This window comes from Enterobacter sp. RHBSTW-01064 (assembly GCF_014103035.1).
Lineage (GTDB): Bacteria > Pseudomonadota > Gammaproteobacteria > Enterobacterales > Enterobacteriaceae > Enterobacter > Enterobacter mori.
Genome location: NZ_JABXOU010000002.1, coordinates 467,477 through 486,343 on the forward strand (window position 1 = coordinate 467,477; position 18,867 = coordinate 486,343).

Genomic DNA, 18,867 nt, shown 5'->3' on the forward strand with positions numbered 1-18,867 from the left:
GTTCATACCCTGCGCTTATCCGGCCTACGGTTTTGTAGCCCCGGTAAGCGCAGCGCCACCGGGGAAGTTCTTTGAGATCTATCACAATCATTCGATCCCGCTTTTACCTTTCCGCTGCCGCTGGCTAAATTAGTAACTCATCCGACCACATAACAATAATTTTACACTGGAAGAGACTATGAGCCGCTACCCGTCGTTATTCGCCCCCCTCGATCTGGGGTTCACCACACTCAAAAACCGCGTGTTGATGGGCTCGATGCACACCGGGCTGGAGGAGCATCCGGACGGGGCCGAGCGTCTGGCGGCCTTCTATGCCGAGCGCGCCCGCCACGGGGTGGCGTTGATTGTCACCGGCGGCGTGGCCCCGGCTCCTTCCGGTGTGGGCATGGAGGGCGGCGCGGTTCTGAACGATGCGTCACAGCTGGCGCACCACCGCATTGTGACCGACGCGGTCCACCGCGAGGGCGGTAAAATCGCCCTGCAAATCCTGCACACCGGACGCTACAGCTATCAGCCGAACCTGGTCGCGCCGTCGGCTCTTCAGGCACCGATTAACCGTTTTAAACCTCACGCCCTCACCCACGACGAGGTCCTGGCATTGATTGACGACTTCGCCCGCTGCGCGGCGCTGGCGCGCGAGGCGGGCTACGACGGCGTTGAGGTGATGGGCTCAGAAGGTTACCTGATTAACGAGTTCCTCGCCGCCCGCACCAACCAGCGCGACGACGAATGGGGCGGCGACTATGCCCGCCGGATGCGCTTTGCCGTGGAGGTGGTGCGCGCGGTGCGCGAACGTGCGGGCGCGGACTTTATTATCGTTTTCCGCCTGTCGATGCTCGACCTGGTGGAAGGCGGCGGGACGTTCGAGGAAACCGTGCAGCTGGCGCAGGCGATTGAAGCCGCTGGTGCCACGATTATCAACACCGGCATCGGCTGGCACGAGGCGCGCATCCCGACCATCGCCACGCCGGTACCGCGCGCGGCGTTCAGTTGGGTGACGCGCAGGCTGAAAGGCAAAGTATCTGTTCCGCTGGTGACCACCAACCGCATTAACGATCCGCAGGTGGCGGACGATGTGATTTCGCGCGGCGATGCCGACATGGTGTCAATGGCGCGTCCGTTCCTGGCGGATGCAGAACTGCTCTCCAAAGCGCAAAGCGGCCGTGCGGATGAGATCAACACCTGCATCGGCTGTAACCAGGCCTGTCTGGATCAGATCTTCGTCGGCAAGGTGACCTCTTGCCTGGTTAACCCGCGCGCCTGCCATGAAACCAAAATGCCGGTCGTTCCGGCGGTCAATAAAAAACGCCTGGCCGTGGTGGGCGCTGGCCCGGCGGGGCTGGCGTTTGCGGTGAATGCCGCTTCCCGCGGGCACAGCGTGACGCTGTTTGATGCGCTGGCGGAGATTGGCGGTCAGTTTAATATCGCCAAACAGATCCCCGGCAAAGAGGAGTTCTATGAAACGCTGCGCTACTACCGCCGGATGATCGAGCTGACCGGCATCGATCTGCGGCTTAACCAGTTTGTCAGCGCGGCGGATCTGATCGGTTTCGACGAGGTGATCCTGGCGAGCGGGATCGTACCGCGCATGCCGGCGATCGAGGGTATCGATCATCCGAAGGTGTTGAGCTATCTGGACGTTTTGCGTGACAAAACGCCGGTTGGCGAGAAGGTGGCGATTATCGGCTGCGGCGGGATCGGCTTTGATACCGCCATGTACTTAAGCCAGCCGGGCGAGGCCACCAGCCAGAACATTGCCGAGTTTTGCGTGGAATGGGGTATCGACACCAGCCTGAGCCAGTCCGGCGGGCTACGCCCGGAAGGGCCGCAGCTGCCAAAAAGCCCGCGCCAGATCGTGATGCTCCAGCGTAAAGCCAGCAAGCCGGGTGAAGGTCTGGGAAAAACCACGGGCTGGATCCACCGCGCCACCCTGCTCTCACGCGGGGTGAAGATGATCCCGTCGGTCAACTACCAGAAGATCGACGACGAGGGGCTACACGTCACGATCGGCGGCGAACCGCAGCTGCTGCGCGTGGATCATGTCATTTTATGTGCCGGGCAGGAGCCGAAGCGCGATCTGGCGGATCCGCTGCGCGAAGCCGGTAAAACGGTGCATTTAATTGGCGGATGCGACGTGGCGATGGAACTGGACGCGCGGCGGGCAATTGCGCAGGGGACGAAGTTGGCTCTGGCGATCTAGGGCATTGCCGGGCGGCGCTTCGCTTGCCCGGCCTACGGGTTCGAGGCCATTGTAGGCCCGGTAAGCGAAGCGCCACCGGGCATCAGACCGCACACTACGTAGGCCTGCGCAAGCGAAGCGCCGCCAGGCAAAACAATCTTACCGACGACGACCCAGCTTCACCGCTTTCAGCACCACAAACTTATTGTTGGTCGCAATGGTGACGCAGTTGCCGAAAATCTTCTTCAGCTTGTGGAAGTAGTCCAGGTGGCGGTTCGCCACGATGTACAGCTCGCCGTTGATTTTCAGGCAGCGGCGCGCGTGGTGGAACATCTCCCACGCGACATTATCCGTCAGGGCGTGCTTCTGGTGGAACGGCGGGTTGCAGAACACGGCGTTGAAGCGGAACGGCTCTACGCCCGACAGCGCGTTGTTGATCATAAACTCGCAGCGATCCAGCGCTTCCGGCATGTTGGTTTCCACGTTCAGACGGCTGGAGGCCACCGCCATTGGCGACTCGTCGCTGAACACCACGCTGGCGTCCGGGTTCTTCGCCAGCAGCGTCAGGCCAATCACGCCATTGCCGCAGCCCAGATCGACAATCTCACCTTCCAGATTTTCCGGCAGATGTTCCATAAAGAAACGCGCCCCGATATCCAGCCCGGTGCGGGAGAAAACGTTCGCATGGTTGTGGATGGTCCAGTCGGTCCCTTCCAGCTTCCAGCTCAGGGTTTCTGGCGCGTCGGCCAGCTCCGGCGCGCTGAAGGTGCAGTTGATCAGGCGCGCTTTTTTCCAGGCCAGCGTCGTGGTGGTCGGGCCGAGGACTTTCTCGAACAGCTCCAGCGTCGAGGTGTGAATATCGCGCGCTTTGGCACCCGCGATAATGCGCGTTTCAGGCGTAACGACCTTACGCAGCGCGCGCAGCTGTTGCTCCAGCAGCGCCATGGTTTTTGGCACCTTAATCAGCACCACGCCCGGCGCCTGCGGGTAATCCGCGGTGCTGTCGAGGAACTTCACGCTGGACTCTTCGATGTCGTTATGGCGCAGGTTTTCACGCGTCGCCAGCTCGCTCAGGTAGGAATCGCCGATGCTGTATGGCGTGTGCTCCGCCAGGGCACAGCCCAGCGCGCCAAAGGCGTCATTCAGGATCAAAACCGGGCCGCGGATTTCAGTCTCATCCAACTGCTGCAGCAGATATTCATCCGCCGCTTCCCACGCCATGAGCGGGTTAACGTCGTCCGTTTCCGGGAAACGTTTAAGGTTGAGTGAACGGAAACCGTTGTCTAAGTGGCTCATCGGCCCTCCTGAATGGTAAAATTTGGCGTATCCCTGAAAAGGGTGCGTGAGTATACCCGTTTTATTGTCGATTTGGGGCGTTGATGAACCAACTTACTTATCTCCAGGGCTATCCGGAGCATTTACTGACTCAGGTTCGCAGCCTGATTGCCGAGCAGAAGCTCGGCGCGGTGCTGGAAAAACGCTATCCGGGCACGCACGATTTCGCGACCGATAAGGCCCTCTGGCAGTATACGCAGGATCTGAAAAGCCGTTATCTGAAGAGCGCGCCGCCGATCAACAAGGTGATGTACGACAACAAGATCCACGTGCTGAAAAACGCGCTCGGCCTGCACACCGCCATCTCCCGCGTGCAGGGCGGCAAGCTGAAGGCGAAGGCCGAAATCCGCGTCGCGACGGTTTTCCGTAACGCGCCGGAAGCCTTTCTGCGGATGATCGTCGTCCATGAGCTAGCGCATCTGAAAGAGAAAGAGCACGACAAAGCGTTCTATTCCCTGTGCTGCCACATGGAGCCGCAGTACCACCAGCTGGAGTTTGATACCCGGCTATGGCTTACGCATTTATCGTTAAATAGTAATGCGGAATAGCGCACGCGAATTGTCATGATGACGTGCTACAGTGGCTAAAGGTTCCCCGCTACGGAGTACGTAAACGTTTATGATACGTTTCGCAGTCATTGGAACGAACTGGATCACGCGCCAGTTCGTCGACGCCGCCCACGAAACCGGCAAATATAAGCTTACCGCGGTCTATTCCCGCAGCCTCGAGCAGGCGCAGAGTTTTGCTAACGACTACCTCGTTGAGCATCTCTTCAACTCGCTCGACGAGATGGCGCAAAGCGACGCCATTGACGCGGTCTATATCGCCAGCCCGAACTCCCTGCACTTCCCGCAAACGAAGCTGTTCCTCAGCCATAAAAAGCATGTGATTTGCGAGAAGCCGCTGGCATCGAATATTCAGGAAGTGGAAGCGGCCATTGCGCTTGCCCGCGAAAACCAGGTGGTGCTGTTCGAAGCGTTTAAAACCGCCAGCCTGCCGAATTTCCTGCTGCTGCAGCAGTCCCTGCCGAAAATTGGCAAAGTGCGTAAAGCCTTTATCAACTACTGCCAGTACTCGTCGCGCTACCAGCGCTACCTAGACGGCGAGAACCCGAACACCTTTAACCCGGCCTTCTCTAACGGCTCGATTATGGATATCGGTTTCTATTGTCTGGCCTCAGCCGTGGCGCTGTGGGGCGAGCCGCATGGCGTAACGGCCACCGCCAGCCTGCTGGAAAGCGGCGTGGATGCGCACGGTTTAGCGGTGCTGGACTACGGCGATTTCAGCGTGACGCTGCAGCACTCCAAGGTGAGCGATTCGGTGCTGCCGAGCGAAATTCAGGGCGAAGCGGGCTCGCTGGTTATCGAGAAGATCTCCGAGTGCCAGAAGGTGAGCTTTGTGCCGCGCGGCGGTAAAGCGCAGGAGCTGACGCAGCCTCAGCATATTAACACTATGCTCTATGAGGCAGATGTCTTCGCCCGTCTGGTGGAAGACAACGAAGTGAATCACCCGGGCCTCGCGGTGAGTCGCACCACGGCGAAACTGCAAACGGAGATCCGCCGTCAGACCGGCGTGGTGTTCCCGGCAGACGACGTGAGCGCGGAAGCTATCGCGTAAAACTGTGTAATGAAACCGTGCAGACCATTGACGAAACCAATGGTCTGACATATTTTGTTACCTGCAAAGGGGAGTAACTTCTTCGCCGGTGGATCGTCATTACGATGCGTTAAACACGCATCCGGTCGCCGGGCAACCCTCGTGGTTGTAAGTGAGACCTTGCCGGAAGGCGAGGTCTATGCATAAAAAGCTAACGGCTATCGTCTTCTGACCATGGCCGTTTTTGTTTTTTATGTGTAAGGAAAATAGTATGCATTCTGTCGGCACTCCAATGTTGTGGGGCGGATTCGCGGTAGTCGTGCTCATCATGCTGGCGATCGACCTCTTTTTGCAGGGTCGTCGTGGCGAGCACGGCATGAGCGTTAAGCAGGCCGCCGTCTGGTCGCTGGTCTGGGTTACCCTCTCACTCCTCTTCTGCGCCGCTTTCTGGTGGTATCTGGCCTCGACCGAAGGCCGCGCGGTGGCCGATCCTCAGGCGCTCGCCTTCCTCACCGGCTATCTGATTGAAAAAGCCCTGGCGGTTGATAACGTCTTCGTCTGGCTTATGCTGTTCAGCTACTTTGCCGTGCCTGCAGCCCTGCAGCGTCGCGTGCTGGTGTACGGCGTGCTGGGTGCCATTGTCCTTCGTACCATCATGATCTTCGCCGGCAGCTGGCTGATTACCCAGTTCGAATGGCTGCTGTATGTCTTCGGCGCGTTCCTGCTGTTCACCGGTATCAAAATGGCGCTGGCGAAAGAAGACGATACCGGTATCGGCGATAAACCGCTGGTGAAGTGGATCCGCGGCCATCTGCGCATGACGGACAAGATTGAGAGCGAGCACTTCTTCGTGCGCAAAAATGGCCTGCTGTTTGCCACCCCGCTGCTGCTGGTGCTGATTCTGGTTGAGCTTAGCGACGTGATTTTTGCGGTGGACAGCATTCCGGCGATCTTCGCGGTGACCACCGACCCGTTCATTGTGCTGACCTCTAACCTGTTTGCGATCCTCGGCCTGCGTGCGATGTACTTCCTGCTGGCGGGCGCGGCAGAACGCTTCTCGATGCTGAAGTATGGTCTGTCGGTGATCCTGGTGTTTATCGGCATCAAGATGCTGATCGTCGATTTCTACCACATCCCGATCGCCATTTCGCTCGGCGTGGTGTTCGGCATTCTGATCGTGACGCTGATTATCAATACCTGGGTTAACCGCCAGCACGATAAGAAGCAGCAGGCTTAATGCGTTTTGCCCGGTGGCGCTGCGCTTACCGGGCCTACAACGTCACTCCGTAGGCCGGGTAAGCGCAGCGCCACCCGGCATTTTCGTTAACCAATAGTTAAAAAACATGACGCAACACGTAAAAACCAGCATTTTACGCTTCCGCCTTTCGCTGCTTTCCCTGATACTCAACCAGGCAAACAAATACTTACATCCGGACACAAATGTGACTTAGAGCACATCCAGGATGGAACGCAATTTCACTCAGGAATAACGTATGAGCACACAATCACGCGGTCTGTTCGCGCGCCTGGCGCAGGGCAGTCTTGTAAAACAAATTCTGGTCGGGTTGGTACTGGGTATTCTGCTGGCGATGGTGTCAAAACCCGCTGCGGAAGCCACGGGACTGCTCGGGACGCTGTTCGTGGGCGCACTGAAGGCCGTTGCACCGGTACTGGTTCTGATGCTGGTGATGGCGTCAATCGCTAACCACCAGCACGGACAAAAAACCAACATTCGCCCTATTCTGTTCCTGTATCTGCTGGGAACCTTCTCGGCTGCCTTAACGGCCGTGGTGTTTAGCTTCCTGTTCCCGTCCACGCTGCACCTGACCAGCGCGGCCGGTGATATCACGCCGCCATCCGGCATTGTGGAAGTTCTGCGCGGCCTGCTGATGAGCATGGTTTCTAACCCTGTCACGGCGTTGATGAACGGAAACTACATCGGCATCCTGGTCTGGGCGATTGGTCTGGGCTTCGCGCTGCGCCACGGTAACGACACCACGAAACACCTGGTCAACGATTTGTCGAACGCCGTGACCTTTATGGTGAAACTGGTGATTCGCTTTGCGCCTATCGGGATCTTTGGTCTCGTTTCTTCGACGCTGGCAACCACCGGTTTCGACGCGCTGTGGGGCTACGCGCAACTGCTGGTTGTTCTGGTCGGTTGTATGCTGCTGGTCGCGCTGGTCATTAACCCACTGCTGGTGTTCTGGCAGATCCGCCGCAACCCGTATCCGCTGGTGCTGACCTGCCTGCGCGAGAGCGGCGTGTACGCCTTCTTCACCCGCAGTTCGGCGGCGAACATTCCGGTCAACATGGCGCTGGCGGAGAAGCTGAACCTGGACCGCGATACGTATTCCGTGTCGATCCCGCTGGGTGCAACCGTGAACATGGCGGGCGCAGCAATCACCATCACCGTGCTGACCCTGGCTGCGGTGCATACGCTGGGTATTCCGGTGGATCTGCCGACCGCACTGCTGCTGAGCGTGGTGGCGTCGCTGTGTGCCTGTGGCGCATCGGGCGTGGCGGGCGGTTCGCTGCTGCTGATCCCGCTGGCGTGTAATATGTTTGGCATCCCGAACGAGATCGCGATGCAGGTTGTGGCCGTCGGCTTTATCATCGGCGTGCTGCAGGACTCCTGCGAAACCGCGCTGAACTCCTCTACCGACGTGCTGTTCACCGCAGCGGCCTGTCAGGCGGAAGACGCGCGTTTAGCGAAGAATGCCCTGCGAGGTTAAAAAGAAAAGCCCGGTGGCGGCTACGCCTTACCGGGCCTACAGGGTTTAGTAGGTCGGGTAAGCGCTAGCGCCACCCGACAAAGCACTTACAGCGTCACACCACTCTTAAAAATCGCCAGCTCGCGGAAGTCGTTCTTCTCGTTACAGGTCTGCTTGCCGTTGGCAAATTCCACAATAGTGTCCACAAACTCCGTCAGCAGTTGCGGCATCGCTTTGCCGTGGATCAGCTGGCCCGCATCAAAGTCGATCCAGTGTTTTTTCTTCGTCGCCAGCTCGCTGTTGGTGGCGATTTTCACCGTCGGCACAAACCCGCCGTACGGCGTACCGCGACCGGTACTGAACAGCACCATATGACAACCCGCACCCGCCAGCGCGCTGGTGGCGACCGCATCGTTGCCCGGTGCGCTGAGCAGGTTCAGCCCGTGCGTTTTCAGGCGCTCGCCGTAGCGCAGCACGTCCACCACCTGGCTCGCGCCCGCTTTCTGGGTGCAGCCGAGGGATTTCTCTTCCAGCGTGGTGATCCCCCCCGCCTTGTTGCCCGGCGACGGGTTCTCATAAATCGGCTGATTATGGGCGATGAAGTACTGTTTGAAGTCGTTCACCATGGTGACGGTTTTCTCAAACGTCTCTTCGTCGCGGCAGTGGCTCATCAGAATACGCTCCGCGCCGAACATTTCCGGCACTTCGGTCAGCACCGTGGTGCCGCCGTTAGCGATGACGTAGTCGGAGAAACGGCCGAGCATCGGGTTAGCGGTAATGCCGGAAAGACCATCAGACCCGCCGCACTCCAGACCAAACTTCAGCTCGCTCAGCTTACCCGGCTCGCGCTTGTCATGGCGCATGACGTCATACAACTGATGAAGCTGCTCCACGCCCGCTTCCACTTCGTCGTCCTGATGCTGGCACACCATAAAATGCACGCGCTCAGGGTCGAATTCCCCCAGCGTGTCGCGGAAAGCGTCAACCTGATTGTTCTCGCAGCCAAGGCCAATCACCAGCACCGCCCCCGCGTTCGGGTGACGCACCATGTTTTGCAGCATGGTGCGGGTGTTAATGTGGTCGTCACCCAGCTGCGAGCAGCCGTAGGTATGGCTGAACAAATGCACGCCGTCAGTGCCTTCGGCATCATTGGTCTCTTTCAGGAAACGCGTCTGAATTTGACGCGCAATCCCGTTCACGCAGCCGACAGTCGGAAGGATCCACAGTTCATTGCGGATCCCCACCTCGCCGCTGGCGCGACGGTAGATCTGCACGTCACGATCTGCCGCCTGTCCGGCTTCCGCCTGGAAATCAGGTTGATAGCTGTACTCGTCCAGATCGCTCAGATTGGTGCGGGTATTGTGGGAGTGAATATATTCACCCGGTGCAATATCCGCCAGCGCATGACCGATGGGCAAACCGTACTTCACCACGTTCTCCCCTTTCGCAATGGGGATCAGGGCAAACTTGTGTCCACGCCCAATGGCCTGGCACAACGTGACCGACTGACCGTCGAACGTGACGTTCGTTCCTTCGGTCAAATCCGCCAGCGCGACGGCCACGTTATCCAGCGAATGGATTTTGATGTATTGCATATCAACCTCAGACGGCCTTAGTTCAGTTCAATGGCGAAGTAGTCACGCGCATTGTTAAAGCAGATGTTTTTCACCATTTCGCCCAGCAGTTGGATATCCGCTGGCGCTTCGCCCGCGTGCACCCAGCGCCCAATCATCTGGCACAGAATGCGGCGGAAATATTCATGACGGGTATAGGACAGGAAGCTGCGGCTGTCGGTCAGCATGCCGACAAAGCGGCTTAACAGGCCAAGCTGCGCCAGCTGCGTCATCTGACGCTCCATGCCGTCTTTCTGATCGTTGAACCACCAGCCGGAGCCGAACTGCATCTTGCCCGGCATCCCTTCGCCCTGGAAGTTGCCGACCATGGTACCCAGCACTTCGTTATCGCGCGGGTTCAGGCAGTAGAGGATGGTTTTTGGCAGCAGATTTTGCTCGTTCTGTTTGCTCAGCAGTTTGGACAGCTCTTCCGCCAGCGGACGGTCGTTGATGGAGTCGAAGCCCACATCCGCACCGATCAGTTTGAACTGACGCTGGTTGTTATTGCGCAGCGCGCCGATATGGTACTGCTGTACCCAGCCGCGACGGGCGTATTCCGCGCCGAGGAACACCAGCACCGCCGTTTTAAACTGCGCCACTTCGTGCTCGCTCAAGTCTTCGCCGGAGAGACGACGCGCCAGAATGCTGTCCAGCTCGGCTTCGTTTGATTCGGCAAACAGCACCACGTCCAGCGCGTGGTCAGAGACTTTACAGCCGTGCGCCGCAAAGTGATCCAGGCGTTTGGTCAGCGCGGTTTGCAGGTCAGCAAAACGACGAATATCGGTATCGGACACTTCCGCCAGCTTCGCCATGTAGTCAGTGAAGGTGGCCTGCTCAATGTTGAAGGCTTTATCCGGGCGCCAGCTTGGCAGCACTTTAATGTCGAAAGAGGTGTCTTTCGCAACGACGGCGTGGTGCTCGAGCGAATCGACAGGATCGTCGGTGGTGCCGACCATCTTCACGTTCATCTGCTTCATGATGCCGCGTGCGGAGAACGGTTCCTGCGCCAGCAGCGCGTTGCATTGATCCCAGATTTCATCCGCAGTCGCGGGAGAAAGCAGTTTACCGGTGATGCCAAACGGACGACGCAGTTCAAGATGCGTCCAGTGGTATAGCGGGTTGCCGATGGTATGCGGAACGGTGGCCGCCCAGGCGTCAAACTTCTCGCGATCGGTGGCATCGCCTGTGCACAGGCGCTCAGCGACGCCGTTGGTGCGCATCGCGCGCCATTTATAGTGGTCACCCTTCAACCAGATATCATACAGGTTTTTGAATCGGTAATTTTCGGCAACCTGCTGCGGCGGTAAATGGCAGTGGTAGTCGAAAATCGGCTGGTCTTTTGCGTAGTCGTGGTACAGGCGGCGAGCAAATTCGGTATCTAACAGAAAATCGTCGGTCATAAACGGCGTCATTATCGTCTTCCTCATTACGGGAGCGTCAGAAAGCGTATGTTCATATGCTGCAAAGTTATCACACCAATTTCCACCCACCGAAGTTTTTTTCGTGAGTCAGATCAATAAACGTCGACAAAAAAATTACCCCAAATGGAGTAAACCCCCTCACAGGCCGCGCCAATGCTGGCTTTGCTCGCACCTCGGAATATCCCTACAAAGATTCACACATTTGTGATGTCACTCACCTTTTAAAGTTGTATGACAAGTTATCGTTTCGCCGTCGCAAACACTACGCCGACGGAATGCATTGCTGGTGTCAAGAACATCAGATTTAACGGTACGGAAACCGACTTATGCACGATGACTTATGGCAAGGTTCGGGCCGTTCCGGGACATCTCCCGGTTATGCCCCTCCCGTTACTGAACAACTCCCGGCAACGGTTGAGTTGTTACCGTGTTCTGGCACGGAAATAACATAACGATGAGGTTTTACATGCGTAAAATTAAAGGGTTACGTTGGTATATGATCGCACTGGTGACGCTCGGCACCGTGCTGGGCTACCTGACGCGTAACACAGTGGCAGCAGCGGCTCCAACGTTGATGGAAGAGTTGCACATCACCACGCAGCAATACTCCTACATCATTGCGGCTTATTCCGCGGCTTATACCATCATGCAGCCTGTTGCAGGCTATGTTCTGGATATTCTGGGTACCAAAATCGGCTATGCCTTCTTCGCCGTAGCATGGGCGATTTTCTGCGGTGCAACCGCACTGGCAGGCAGCTGGGGCGGCCTGGCGCTGGCGCGTGGTGCGGTCGGTGCGGCTGAAGCCGCCATGATCCCGGCGGGCCTGAAGGCAAGCTCCGAATGGTTCCCGGCAAAAGAGCGTTCCATCGCTGTTGGTTACTTCAACGTCGGCTCGTCGATCGGTGCAATGATTGCGCCGCCGCTGGTGGTCTGGGCCATCGTGATGCACAGCTGGCAGATGGCGTTCATTATCTCTGGCGTACTGAGCTTTGCATGGGCAATGGCGTGGCTGGTGTTCTATAAACACCCGCGCGACCAGAAAAAACTCTCTGAAGAAGAACGTGAATACATCATTGGTGGTCAGGAATCTCAGCATCAGACCAACAACGGCAAAAAAATGACCGTCTGGCAGATCCTGGGCACTCGTCAGTTCTGGGGTATCGCCCTGCCGCGCTTCCTGGCAGAACCGGCCTGGGGTACCTTCAACGCCTGGATCCCGCTGTTCATGTTTAAAGTGTACGGCTTTAACCTGAAAGAGATCGCGATGTTCGCCTGGATGCCAATGCTGTTCGCAGACCTGGGCTGTATCGTGGGCGGCTACCTGCCACCGCTGTTCCAGCGCTGGTTTGGGGTGAACCTGATTGTCTCCCGTAAAATGGTCGTCACCATGGGCGCCCTGCTGATGATCGGCCCTGGCATGATCGGCCTGTTCACCAGCCCATATGTGGCTATCGCCCTGCTGTGTATTGGTGGCTTTGCGCACCAGTCCCTGTCCGGCGCGCTGATTACGCTCTCGTCTGACGTCTTCGGTCGTAACGAAGTGGCAACGGCCAACGGCCTGACCGGTATGGCGGCATGGACCGCTAGCACCATGTTTGCGCTGGTAGTCGGTGCCCTGGCGGATACCATTGGCTTTAGCCCGCTGTTCGCGGTGCTGGCTATCTTCGACCTGATGGGTGCGGTGGTTATCTGGACGGTGCTGAAAAGTAAATCCGCAGACGAACTGGCGAAAGAGTCCCTTGGGAAACCCGCTACGCAGAGTTAGCATTGTTGTGCCGGGTGGCGGCTTCGCCTTACCCGGCCTACAGCACCCAACAAAACCGTAGGCCGGGTAAGCGCAGCGCCACCCGGCATTTAAAGGCCGCTCAGTAGCGGCTTTTTTCATGGCGAAATCTGGAGACTGGCTCGCAAAAGTGGTATAACAAATCATCCGCCGTACCCTGCCTGGAGCGCATATGGAAATCACCGAACCACGTCGTTTATATCAACAACTTGCTGCCGAGCTGAAAGATCGCATCGAGCAAGGCGTCTATCTTGTCGGTGATAAACTTCCTGCTGAGCGCTTTATTGCGGATGAAAAGAGCGTGAGCCGAACGGTCGTACGCGAAGCCATCATCATGCTGGAAGTGGAAGGCTACGTTGAGGTACGCAAAGGCTCCGGCATTCATGTGATCTCCAACCAGGCAAAACACTCCCCGGCACCGGACGAAAATCTGGAATTTGCCAGCTACGGTCCGTTTGAGCTGCTCCAGGCTCGCCAGCTGATCGAGAGTAATATTGCCGAATTCGCCGCTACGCAGGTCACCAAGCAGGACATCATGAAGCTGATGGAGATCCAGGAAAACGCGCGTAAAGAAAAATGTTTCCGCGATTCAGAATGGGATCTTCAGTTCCACGTCCAGGTGGCGCTGGCCACGCAGAATACGGCGCTGGCCGCAATCGTGGAAAAAATGTGGACTCAGCGCGTTCATAACCCGTACTGGAAGAAACTGCACGATCATATCGATTCGCGCACCGTAGATAACTGGTGCGACGATCACGATCAAATCCTTAAGGCGCTGATTCGCAAAGATCCGCATGCGGCAAAACTGGCGATGTGGCAGCACCTGGAAAACACCAAACTGATGTTGTTCAACGAGACCAGCGACGACTTCGAATTTAACGCTGACCGCTATCTTTTTGCCGATAATCCCGTGGTTCATCTCGATACCGCATCCAGTCAGGCAAAATAGTCTCCCTTTCTGCTGGCAGGCGCTTCGCTGCGCCTGATGGCGAACTGGGGTAAGCAAAACATATATAGTGTCAGCCTTTGTAAAATCCCTCGCTCCCTTCCAGGGCTTACGCCAAAATCACTTCACCCCTGCAAATTCTGTGACGCAGAACGTCGGGCTTTGTTACAATTGGATTCACTTCGTTATTTTGTAAGTTAGTGCTTGCTAACCAGCCAATTAACAGGGAACAGTGTTGGCCACACACCAATGTGTCCGCGAGCGACCATAATGAAATCACAACAATGTCGCCGTGCTGTTTTTCCCGGATTACAGGCGTGACGTTAACCGATTTCCAGGAACACTGAATGGAACTTTTGACCCAACTACTGAATGCCCTGTGGGCTCAGGATTTCGAAACGCTGGCCAACCCTTCCATGATTGGCATGCTTTATTTTGTCCTCTTTATGATTCTGTTCCTTGAGAACGGACTGCTTCCTGCCGCCTTTTTACCGGGCGACAGTCTGCTGGTGCTGGTAGGCGTACTCTGTGCGAAAGGGGCGATGGCCTTCCCGCAAACCGTATTGCTGTTAACCATTGCGGCCAGCCTGGGCTGCTGGGTGAGCTACATTCAGGGGCGATGGCTGGGCAACACGCGGATCGTACAAAACTGGCTTTCGCATCTTCCGGCGCATTACCACCAGCGCGCGCACCATCTTTTCCATAAGCACGGGCTTTCGGCGCTGCTGATGGGCCGTTTTATCGCCTTTGTCCGTACTCTGCTGCCCACCATCGCCGGGCTGTCCGGTCTGAGCAGTACTCGCTTCCAGTTCTTTAACTGGATGAGCGGCCTGTTATGGGTATTGATCCTCACCACGTTGGGCTACGCGCTGGGCAAAACCCCGGTCTTCATGAAGTATGAAGATCAGTTGATGTCCTGCCTGATGCTGTTACCGGTGGTCCTGCTGGTCTTTGGCCTGGTGGGCTCGCTGGTTGTCCTGTGGAAAAAGAAATACGGCGCCAGGGGTTAACCATGGTTATCTCCCCGCTCGCCCTGCGTCGCGTCTCTTACGCCATGATCGCGCTGATGATGTTCAGCGTCCTGATCCTGGCATGGGCTGCGCTGCAGCATCAGGAATCGACGCTGGCAATACGTCCGGTGAATCAGGGCGCCAGCGTGCCGGATGGTTTTTCCATCTGGCATCATCTGGACGCCAACGGGATCCGCTTTAAAAGCATTACGCCGCAAGACGACGTGCTGCTGATAAAATTTGACTCCAGCGCGCAGAGTGCAGCGGCAAAAGCCGTGCTCGACAGAACGCTGCCGCAGGGTTATATCATTGCGCAGCAGGAAGACGACAGCCATGTTGCCTCCTGGATGTCGCTGCTGCGCGATACGTCGCATCGGTTTGGTTAATTACCAGGATTCCGAATCTTTTCACTCACTTTGGTGATTACGCCGTTTACTTACTATGCTTAAGTACGCGGAGCACCCCTCAGATGTTCTCCGCATAGTTCTGGATCACGGCTCACGCCGTAACACAATGGAAGGTTTCGATAATGAAATTCCGCATTACCCTGGCTCTGGCCCTTTTGTCTTTAAGCACAGCTTCATACGCCACCTCTCTCTGTCAGGAGAAAGAACAGGATATTCAGCGCGAGATCGGCTATGCCGAAAAGCATAACAATCAGCACCGCGTTGATGGCCTGAAGAAAGCGTTAAGCGAAGTGAAAGCCAACTGTTCCGACAGTAAGCTGCGTGCCGATCACCAGAAAAAAATCGCTGAACAGAAGGACGAGATAGCCGAGCGCCGTCAAGACCTGCAGGAAGCTAAAGAGAAAGGGGATGCGGAAAAAATTGCCAAGCGCGAGAAGAAGTTGAAAGAAGCGCAGGACGACCTGAAAGCGCTGGAAGCTCGCGATTATTGAGTTAACGGAAATCTCAACAGGAGAGAATCATGTCAAAAGATACTACGTCAGAAAATCTGCGCGCTGAACTGAAATCACTGGCGGACACCCTGGAAGAGGTACTTAGCTCTTCTGCCGATAAGTCGAAAGAAGAGGTCAGCAAACTTCGCAGCAAAGCGGAGCAGGCGCTGAAAGAGAGCCGTTATCGCCTCGGTGAAACCGGCGATGCGTTAGCTAAACAGACCCGTGAAGCCGCCGCGCGCGCTGACGAATATGTTCGCGACAATCCGTGGACGGGTGTGGGTATTGGCGCTGCCGTTGGTGTAGTGCTGGGTGTCCTGCTGACGCGTCGTTGATTATGGAAGATCCTCGTCACGCACAAGGGCCTGCTAATAACGTCCTCGGTATCGGCCAGCGTATATTAACCACGCTGGTCGGCATTGCCGAAACGCGCGTCCGGCTGGCAGTGGTTGAACTGGAAGAGGAGAAAGCCAATCTCTTCCAGATGCTGCTCATGCTCGGGCTCACCATGCTCTTCGCCGCGTTCGGTCTGATGAGCCTGATGGTATTAATCATCTGGGCTATCGACCCGCAGTATCGTCTTAACGCGATGATCGCCACCACGGTGGTGTTACTGGTTGCGGCATTGATTGGCGGCATCTGGACAATGCGTAAAGCACGCAGGTCCACCTTCCTGCGCCACACGCGTCAGGAGCTGGCTAACGATCGTTCGCTGCTGGAGGATGACAAGCCGTGAGCGATAAAGCCGAACGTCAAAAGCGAAAAGCGTATCTGCTAAGCCAGATCCAACAGCAACGGCTGGATCTGTCCGCCGGTCGTCGCGACTGGATCGAGGCAACACGTCCGTTCGACCGGGGCTGGAACACCTTCCTGAGCCTGCGTTCCTGGGCGCTGGTGGGCAGCAGCGTGATGGCTATCTGGACGGTTCGTCATCCTAATATGCTGATCCGCTGGGCACGTCGCGGCTTTGGTGCCTGGAGCGCCTGGCGTCTGGTGAAAGCAACGTTGCGGCAGCAGCAGTTACGCTAGCCTTCTTGCCGGGTGGCGGCTGTGCCTTACCCGGCCTACATTTTATCCGTAGGCCGGGTAAGCGCAGCGCCACCCGGCAAAAATCCCTCCCCCACGCTTACTCAATATCTTTGATAAAGATTGACAGTTTTCCTTGCTAACAATTGTCCCCCGCCCCGTTTATTATCCTCTCCATCGACAGCAGAGCCGCGGTATCTACCCGGAATTGCAGACAAATAAAGTTCAGCCGCTTATGTGGTTTCCTGGAGAGTAAAATGAAAAAATTAGAAGATGTTGGTGTACTGGTAGCACGTATTCTGATGCCAATTCTGTTCATCGTAGCAGGTTGGGGAAAAATCACCGGTTACGCGGGTACCCAGCAATATATGGAAGCCATGGGCGTGCCGGGGTTCCTGCTGCCTCTGACCATCCTGCTTGAGTTCGGCGGCGGCCTGGCAGTGCTGTTCGGCTTCCTGACCCGTACCACAGCGCTGTTCACCGCAGGCTTCACCTTGATGACGGCTTTCCTGTTCCACAGCAACTTTGCGGAAGGCGTGAACTCTCTGATGTTCATGAAAAACCTGACCATCGCGGGTGGCTTCCTGCTGCTGGCCATCACTGGCCCAGGCGCATACAGCATCGACCGCCTTCTGAATAAGAAGTGGTAAGCACGCTATACTGATTGAACACAAAGCGAGGAGATATCTCCTCGCTTTTGCTATCTGACGGAGGAGTAAAAAATGGGACAACTCGTAGACGGCGTCTGGCAGGATGTCTGGTATGACACCAAATCCACCGGGGGTCGCTTCAAGCGCTCTGTTTCGGCCTTCCGTAACTGGCTGACGGCCGACGGCGCAGCAGGCCCGAGCGGCGAAGGCGGCTTCGCGGCAGAAAAAGACCGTTATCATCTCTATGTTTCTCTCGCCTGCCCGTGGGCACACCGCACGCTGATTGTGCGCAAGCTTAAGGGGCTCGAATCCTTGATTCCGGTTTCGGTGGTCAACCCGCTGATGCTGGAAAACGGCTGGACGTTCGACAGTGATTTCCCTGCCGCCACCGGTGACGACCTTTATCACCACGATTTTCTCTACCAGCTTTACCTGCGCGCCGATCCACACTACACCGGGCGCGTTACCGTGCCGGTACTGTGGGACAAAAAAAACCAGACGATTGTCAGCAATGAGTCTGCGGAGATCATCCGCATGTTCAACACCGCGTTTGATGCCCACGGTGCCCGCGCCGGAGATTACTATCCGGTTGAGCTGCGTGAGAAAATTGACGAGCTGAACGGCTGGATCTACGACAACGTGAACAACGGCGTCTACAAGGCCGGTTTTGCCACCAGCCAGGAAGCGTATGACGAAGCGGTTGGAAAGGTGTTTGAATCACTGGAGCGCCTGGAGCAGATCCTCGGCCAGCATCGCTACCTGACGGGCAACCAACTGACGGAAGCTGATATCCGCCTGTGGACGACGCTGGTGCGTTTTGATCCGGTGTACGTCACCCACTTTAAGTGTGATAAACACCGCATCAGCGATTATCTGAACCTGTATGGTTTCCTGCGCGATATCTACCAGATGCCGGGTATCGCCGAAACGGTCGACTTCGACCATATTCGCACCCACTATTTCCGCAGCCACAAAACGATTAACCCAACGGGCATCATCTCCATTGGGCCATGGCAGGATCTGGATGAACCTCACGGGCGCGACGTTCGTTTCGGATAAATATTCAGGGCATCAATCAATACCCAAAATAATTCAAGTTGCATGAAGGCGGCGACGCAGCGAATCCCCAGGAGCGTACATTAGTACGTGACTGGGGTGAGCGAGGAAAGCCAACGCCCAGGCAACTTGAAGTATGACGGGTAAATGCCCTTTTTTAATTCACAATCTCCATCTATCCTTACCTCGATCGCTTAGAAAACAAGTGATTGACTGACTAATGAGGCAAGGAAAATGGACTGGTATTTAAACGTACTGCGCAACTACATTGGATTTGGTGGCCGCGCCCGCCGCAAAGAGTACTGGATGTTCGTTCTGGTGAACTTCATCCTCGCCCTGGTGTTGAGTATTGTGGACAAAATTCTGGGCTGGGAGCGTGCCGGGGGAGAAGGCATTCTCACCACGATTTATGGCGTATTTATTATGCTGCCGTCCTGGGCGGTTCAGTTCCGACGCCTGCACGATACCGATCGTTCAGCCTGGTGGCTCTTGCTGCTGTTGATCCCGATCGTGGGCTGGATTGTGATCCTGGTCTTTAACTGTCAGAACGGCACGCCGGGTGAAAACCGCTTTGGTCCGGATCCGAAAGCTGGCATGTAAATCAGAGCCCGGTGGCGCTTTCGCTTACCGGGCCTACGAT

The 18,867-nt window shown here is 56.6% G+C and carries 19 protein-coding genes; 16 read left to right on the top strand and 3 right to left on the bottom strand.

Annotated features, from left to right (window positions below; all coding sequences use genetic code 11):
* Positions 1 to 178 precede the first annotated feature (178 nt).
* A complete protein-coding gene (locus tag HV355_RS08105) occupies positions 179 to 2,200 on the top strand; it encodes an NADPH-dependent 2,4-dienoyl-CoA reductase (RefSeq protein ID WP_182401586.1) in 2,022 nt (673 codons plus the stop codon).
* Positions 2,201 to 2,338: 138 nt separating this feature from the next.
* Here HV355_RS08105 and rlmG read toward each other — a convergent pair whose 3' ends face one another.
* The gene (gene rlmG / locus HV355_RS08110; protein ID WP_023333530.1) at positions 2,339 to 3,475 is read right to left on the bottom strand and encodes a 23S rRNA (guanine(1835)-N(2))-methyltransferase RlmG; all 1,137 of its coding nucleotides are present in this window, start codon (positions 3,473 to 3,475) and stop codon (positions 2,339 to 2,341) included.
* 83 nt (positions 3,476 to 3,558) lie between these two features.
* Here rlmG and HV355_RS08115 point away from each other — a divergent pair, with 83 nt between their 5' ends.
* The 4 genes from HV355_RS08115 (at position 3,559) to sstT (ending at position 7,845) form a co-directional block, all read left to right on the top strand.
* Positions 3,559 to 4,062, top strand: a complete 504-nt coding sequence (locus tag HV355_RS08115) for a M48 family metallopeptidase (RefSeq protein WP_047347756.1) — start codon at positions 3,559 to 3,561, stop codon at positions 4,060 to 4,062.
* 70 nt (positions 4,063 to 4,132) lie between these two features.
* Positions 4,133 to 5,131, top strand: coding sequence for a Gfo/Idh/MocA family oxidoreductase (locus tag HV355_RS08120; protein WP_182401588.1), 999 nt, complete (start codon positions 4,133 to 4,135; stop codon positions 5,129 to 5,131).
* Positions 5,132 to 5,381: 250 nt separating this feature from the next.
* Positions 5,382 to 6,347, top strand: coding sequence for a TerC family protein (locus HV355_RS08125; protein WP_120158574.1), 966 nt, complete (start codon positions 5,382 to 5,384; stop codon positions 6,345 to 6,347).
* 256 nt (positions 6,348 to 6,603) lie between these two features.
* Entirely contained in the window at positions 6,604 to 7,845 is a 1,242-nt protein-coding gene (sstT, locus tag HV355_RS08130; RefSeq protein WP_126815499.1) for a serine/threonine transporter SstT, read from the top strand.
* Between the two features lie 86 nt (positions 7,846 to 7,931).
* Here the strand turns inward: sstT and HV355_RS08135 are convergent, their stop codons facing one another.
* Together HV355_RS08135 and uxaC are read right to left on the bottom strand one after the other, a co-directional pair.
* Entirely contained in the window at positions 7,932 to 9,419 is a 1,488-nt protein-coding gene (locus HV355_RS08135) for an altronate dehydratase family protein (protein ID WP_182401590.1), read from the bottom strand.
* A gap of 17 nt (positions 9,420 to 9,436) precedes the next feature.
* Positions 9,437 to 10,849, bottom strand: a complete 1,413-nt coding sequence (uxaC, locus tag HV355_RS08140; RefSeq protein ID WP_182401592.1) for a glucuronate isomerase — start codon at positions 10,847 to 10,849, stop codon at positions 9,437 to 9,439.
* Between the two features lie 475 nt (positions 10,850 to 11,324).
* Between uxaC and HV355_RS08145 the strand changes: the two genes are divergently transcribed.
* From HV355_RS08145 to HV355_RS08195, 11 genes are all read left to right on the top strand, one after another.
* Complete coding sequence (locus tag HV355_RS08145) at positions 11,325 to 12,623, top strand: MFS transporter (protein WP_089600214.1); 1,299 nt, start codon at positions 11,325 to 11,327, stop codon at positions 12,621 to 12,623.
* A gap of 190 nt (positions 12,624 to 12,813) precedes the next feature.
* Complete coding sequence (exuR, locus tag HV355_RS08150; protein WP_010435883.1) at positions 12,814 to 13,590, top strand: transcriptional regulator ExuR; 777 nt, start codon at positions 12,814 to 12,816, stop codon at positions 13,588 to 13,590.
* Between the two features lie 344 nt (positions 13,591 to 13,934).
* Complete coding sequence (yqjA, locus tag HV355_RS08155; RefSeq protein ID WP_010435886.1) at positions 13,935 to 14,597, top strand: DedA family general envelope maintenance protein YqjA; 663 nt, start codon at positions 13,935 to 13,937, stop codon at positions 14,595 to 14,597.
* Between the two features lie 2 nt (positions 14,598 to 14,599).
* Complete coding sequence (gene mzrA / locus HV355_RS08160) at positions 14,600 to 14,983, top strand: EnvZ/OmpR regulon moderator MzrA (protein ID WP_010435888.1); 384 nt, start codon at positions 14,600 to 14,602, stop codon at positions 14,981 to 14,983.
* 143 nt (positions 14,984 to 15,126) lie between these two features.
* The gene (locus HV355_RS08165) at positions 15,127 to 15,495 is read left to right on the top strand and encodes a DUF1090 domain-containing protein (RefSeq protein WP_010435889.1); all 369 of its coding nucleotides are present in this window, start codon (positions 15,127 to 15,129) and stop codon (positions 15,493 to 15,495) included.
* Between the two features lie 29 nt (positions 15,496 to 15,524).
* Complete coding sequence (locus tag HV355_RS08170; RefSeq protein WP_010435890.1) at positions 15,525 to 15,830, top strand: YqjD family protein; 306 nt, start codon at positions 15,525 to 15,527, stop codon at positions 15,828 to 15,830.
* A gap of 2 nt (positions 15,831 to 15,832) precedes the next feature.
* Positions 15,833 to 16,231, top strand: a complete 399-nt coding sequence (locus tag HV355_RS08175; protein ID WP_010435891.1) for a phage holin family protein — start codon at positions 15,833 to 15,835, stop codon at positions 16,229 to 16,231.
* A complete protein-coding gene (locus tag HV355_RS08180) occupies positions 16,228 to 16,524 on the top strand; it encodes a YqjK-like family protein (RefSeq protein ID WP_010435892.1) in 297 nt (98 codons plus the stop codon). The genes HV355_RS08175 and HV355_RS08180 overlap by 4 nt, the downstream gene beginning before the upstream one ends.
* A gap of 254 nt (positions 16,525 to 16,778) precedes the next feature.
* The gene (locus tag HV355_RS08185) at positions 16,779 to 17,171 is read left to right on the top strand and encodes a DoxX family protein (RefSeq protein WP_182401594.1); all 393 of its coding nucleotides are present in this window, start codon (positions 16,779 to 16,781) and stop codon (positions 17,169 to 17,171) included.
* A gap of 72 nt (positions 17,172 to 17,243) precedes the next feature.
* Positions 17,244 to 18,230: a glutathione S-transferase family protein gene (locus HV355_RS08190; protein ID WP_182401596.1), complete on the top strand. Its 987-nt coding sequence runs from the start codon at positions 17,244 to 17,246 to the stop codon at positions 18,228 to 18,230.
* A gap of 231 nt (positions 18,231 to 18,461) precedes the next feature.
* Positions 18,462 to 18,827, top strand: a complete 366-nt coding sequence (locus HV355_RS08195) for a DUF805 domain-containing protein (protein ID WP_010435895.1) — start codon at positions 18,462 to 18,464, stop codon at positions 18,825 to 18,827.
* Positions 18,828 to 18,867 lie beyond the last annotated feature (40 nt).

What these genes read in the sequence shown, in the direction of transcription:
- sstT (WP_126815499.1), top strand. Translation starts at nt 6,604, where the DNA reads ATGAGCACACAATCACGCGGTCTGTTCGCGCGCCTGGCGCAGGGCAGT.
- HV355_RS08185 (WP_182401594.1), top strand. Translation starts at nt 16,779, where the DNA reads ATGAAAAAATTAGAAGATGTTGGTGTACTGGTAGCACGTATTCTGATG.
- HV355_RS08125 (WP_120158574.1), top strand. Translation starts at nt 5,382, where the DNA reads ATGCATTCTGTCGGCACTCCAATGTTGTGGGGCGGATTCGCGGTAGTC.
- HV355_RS08145 (WP_089600214.1), top strand. Translation starts at nt 11,325, where the DNA reads ATGCGTAAAATTAAAGGGTTACGTTGGTATATGATCGCACTGGTGACG.
- HV355_RS08195 (WP_010435895.1), top strand. Translation starts at nt 18,462, where the DNA reads ATGGACTGGTATTTAAACGTACTGCGCAACTACATTGGATTTGGTGGC.
- mzrA (WP_010435888.1), top strand. Translation starts at nt 14,600, where the DNA reads ATGGTTATCTCCCCGCTCGCCCTGCGTCGCGTCTCTTACGCCATGATC.
- HV355_RS08175 (WP_010435891.1), top strand. Translation starts at nt 15,833, where the DNA reads ATGGAAGATCCTCGTCACGCACAAGGGCCTGCTAATAACGTCCTCGGT.
- exuR (WP_010435883.1), top strand. Translation starts at nt 12,814, where the DNA reads ATGGAAATCACCGAACCACGTCGTTTATATCAACAACTTGCTGCCGAG.
- HV355_RS08170 (WP_010435890.1), top strand. Translation starts at nt 15,525, where the DNA reads ATGTCAAAAGATACTACGTCAGAAAATCTGCGCGCTGAACTGAAATCA.
- HV355_RS08105 (WP_182401586.1), top strand. Translation starts at nt 179, where the DNA reads ATGAGCCGCTACCCGTCGTTATTCGCCCCCCTCGATCTGGGGTTCACC.
- yqjA (WP_010435886.1), top strand. Translation starts at nt 13,935, where the DNA reads ATGGAACTTTTGACCCAACTACTGAATGCCCTGTGGGCTCAGGATTTC.
- HV355_RS08120 (WP_182401588.1), top strand. Translation starts at nt 4,133, where the DNA reads ATGATACGTTTCGCAGTCATTGGAACGAACTGGATCACGCGCCAGTTC.
- uxaC (WP_182401592.1), bottom strand. Translation starts at nt 10,849, where the DNA reads ATGACGCCGTTTATGACCGACGATTTTCTGTTAGATACCGAATTTGCT.
- HV355_RS08165 (WP_010435889.1), top strand. Translation starts at nt 15,127, where the DNA reads ATGAAATTCCGCATTACCCTGGCTCTGGCCCTTTTGTCTTTAAGCACA.
- HV355_RS08135 (WP_182401590.1), bottom strand. Translation starts at nt 9,419, where the DNA reads ATGCAATACATCAAAATCCATTCGCTGGATAACGTGGCCGTCGCGCTG.
- HV355_RS08190 (WP_182401596.1), top strand. Translation starts at nt 17,244, where the DNA reads ATGGGACAACTCGTAGACGGCGTCTGGCAGGATGTCTGGTATGACACC.
- rlmG (WP_023333530.1), bottom strand. Translation starts at nt 3,475, where the DNA reads ATGAGCCACTTAGACAACGGTTTCCGTTCACTCAACCTTAAACGTTTC.
- HV355_RS08115 (WP_047347756.1), top strand. Translation starts at nt 3,559, where the DNA reads ATGAACCAACTTACTTATCTCCAGGGCTATCCGGAGCATTTACTGACT.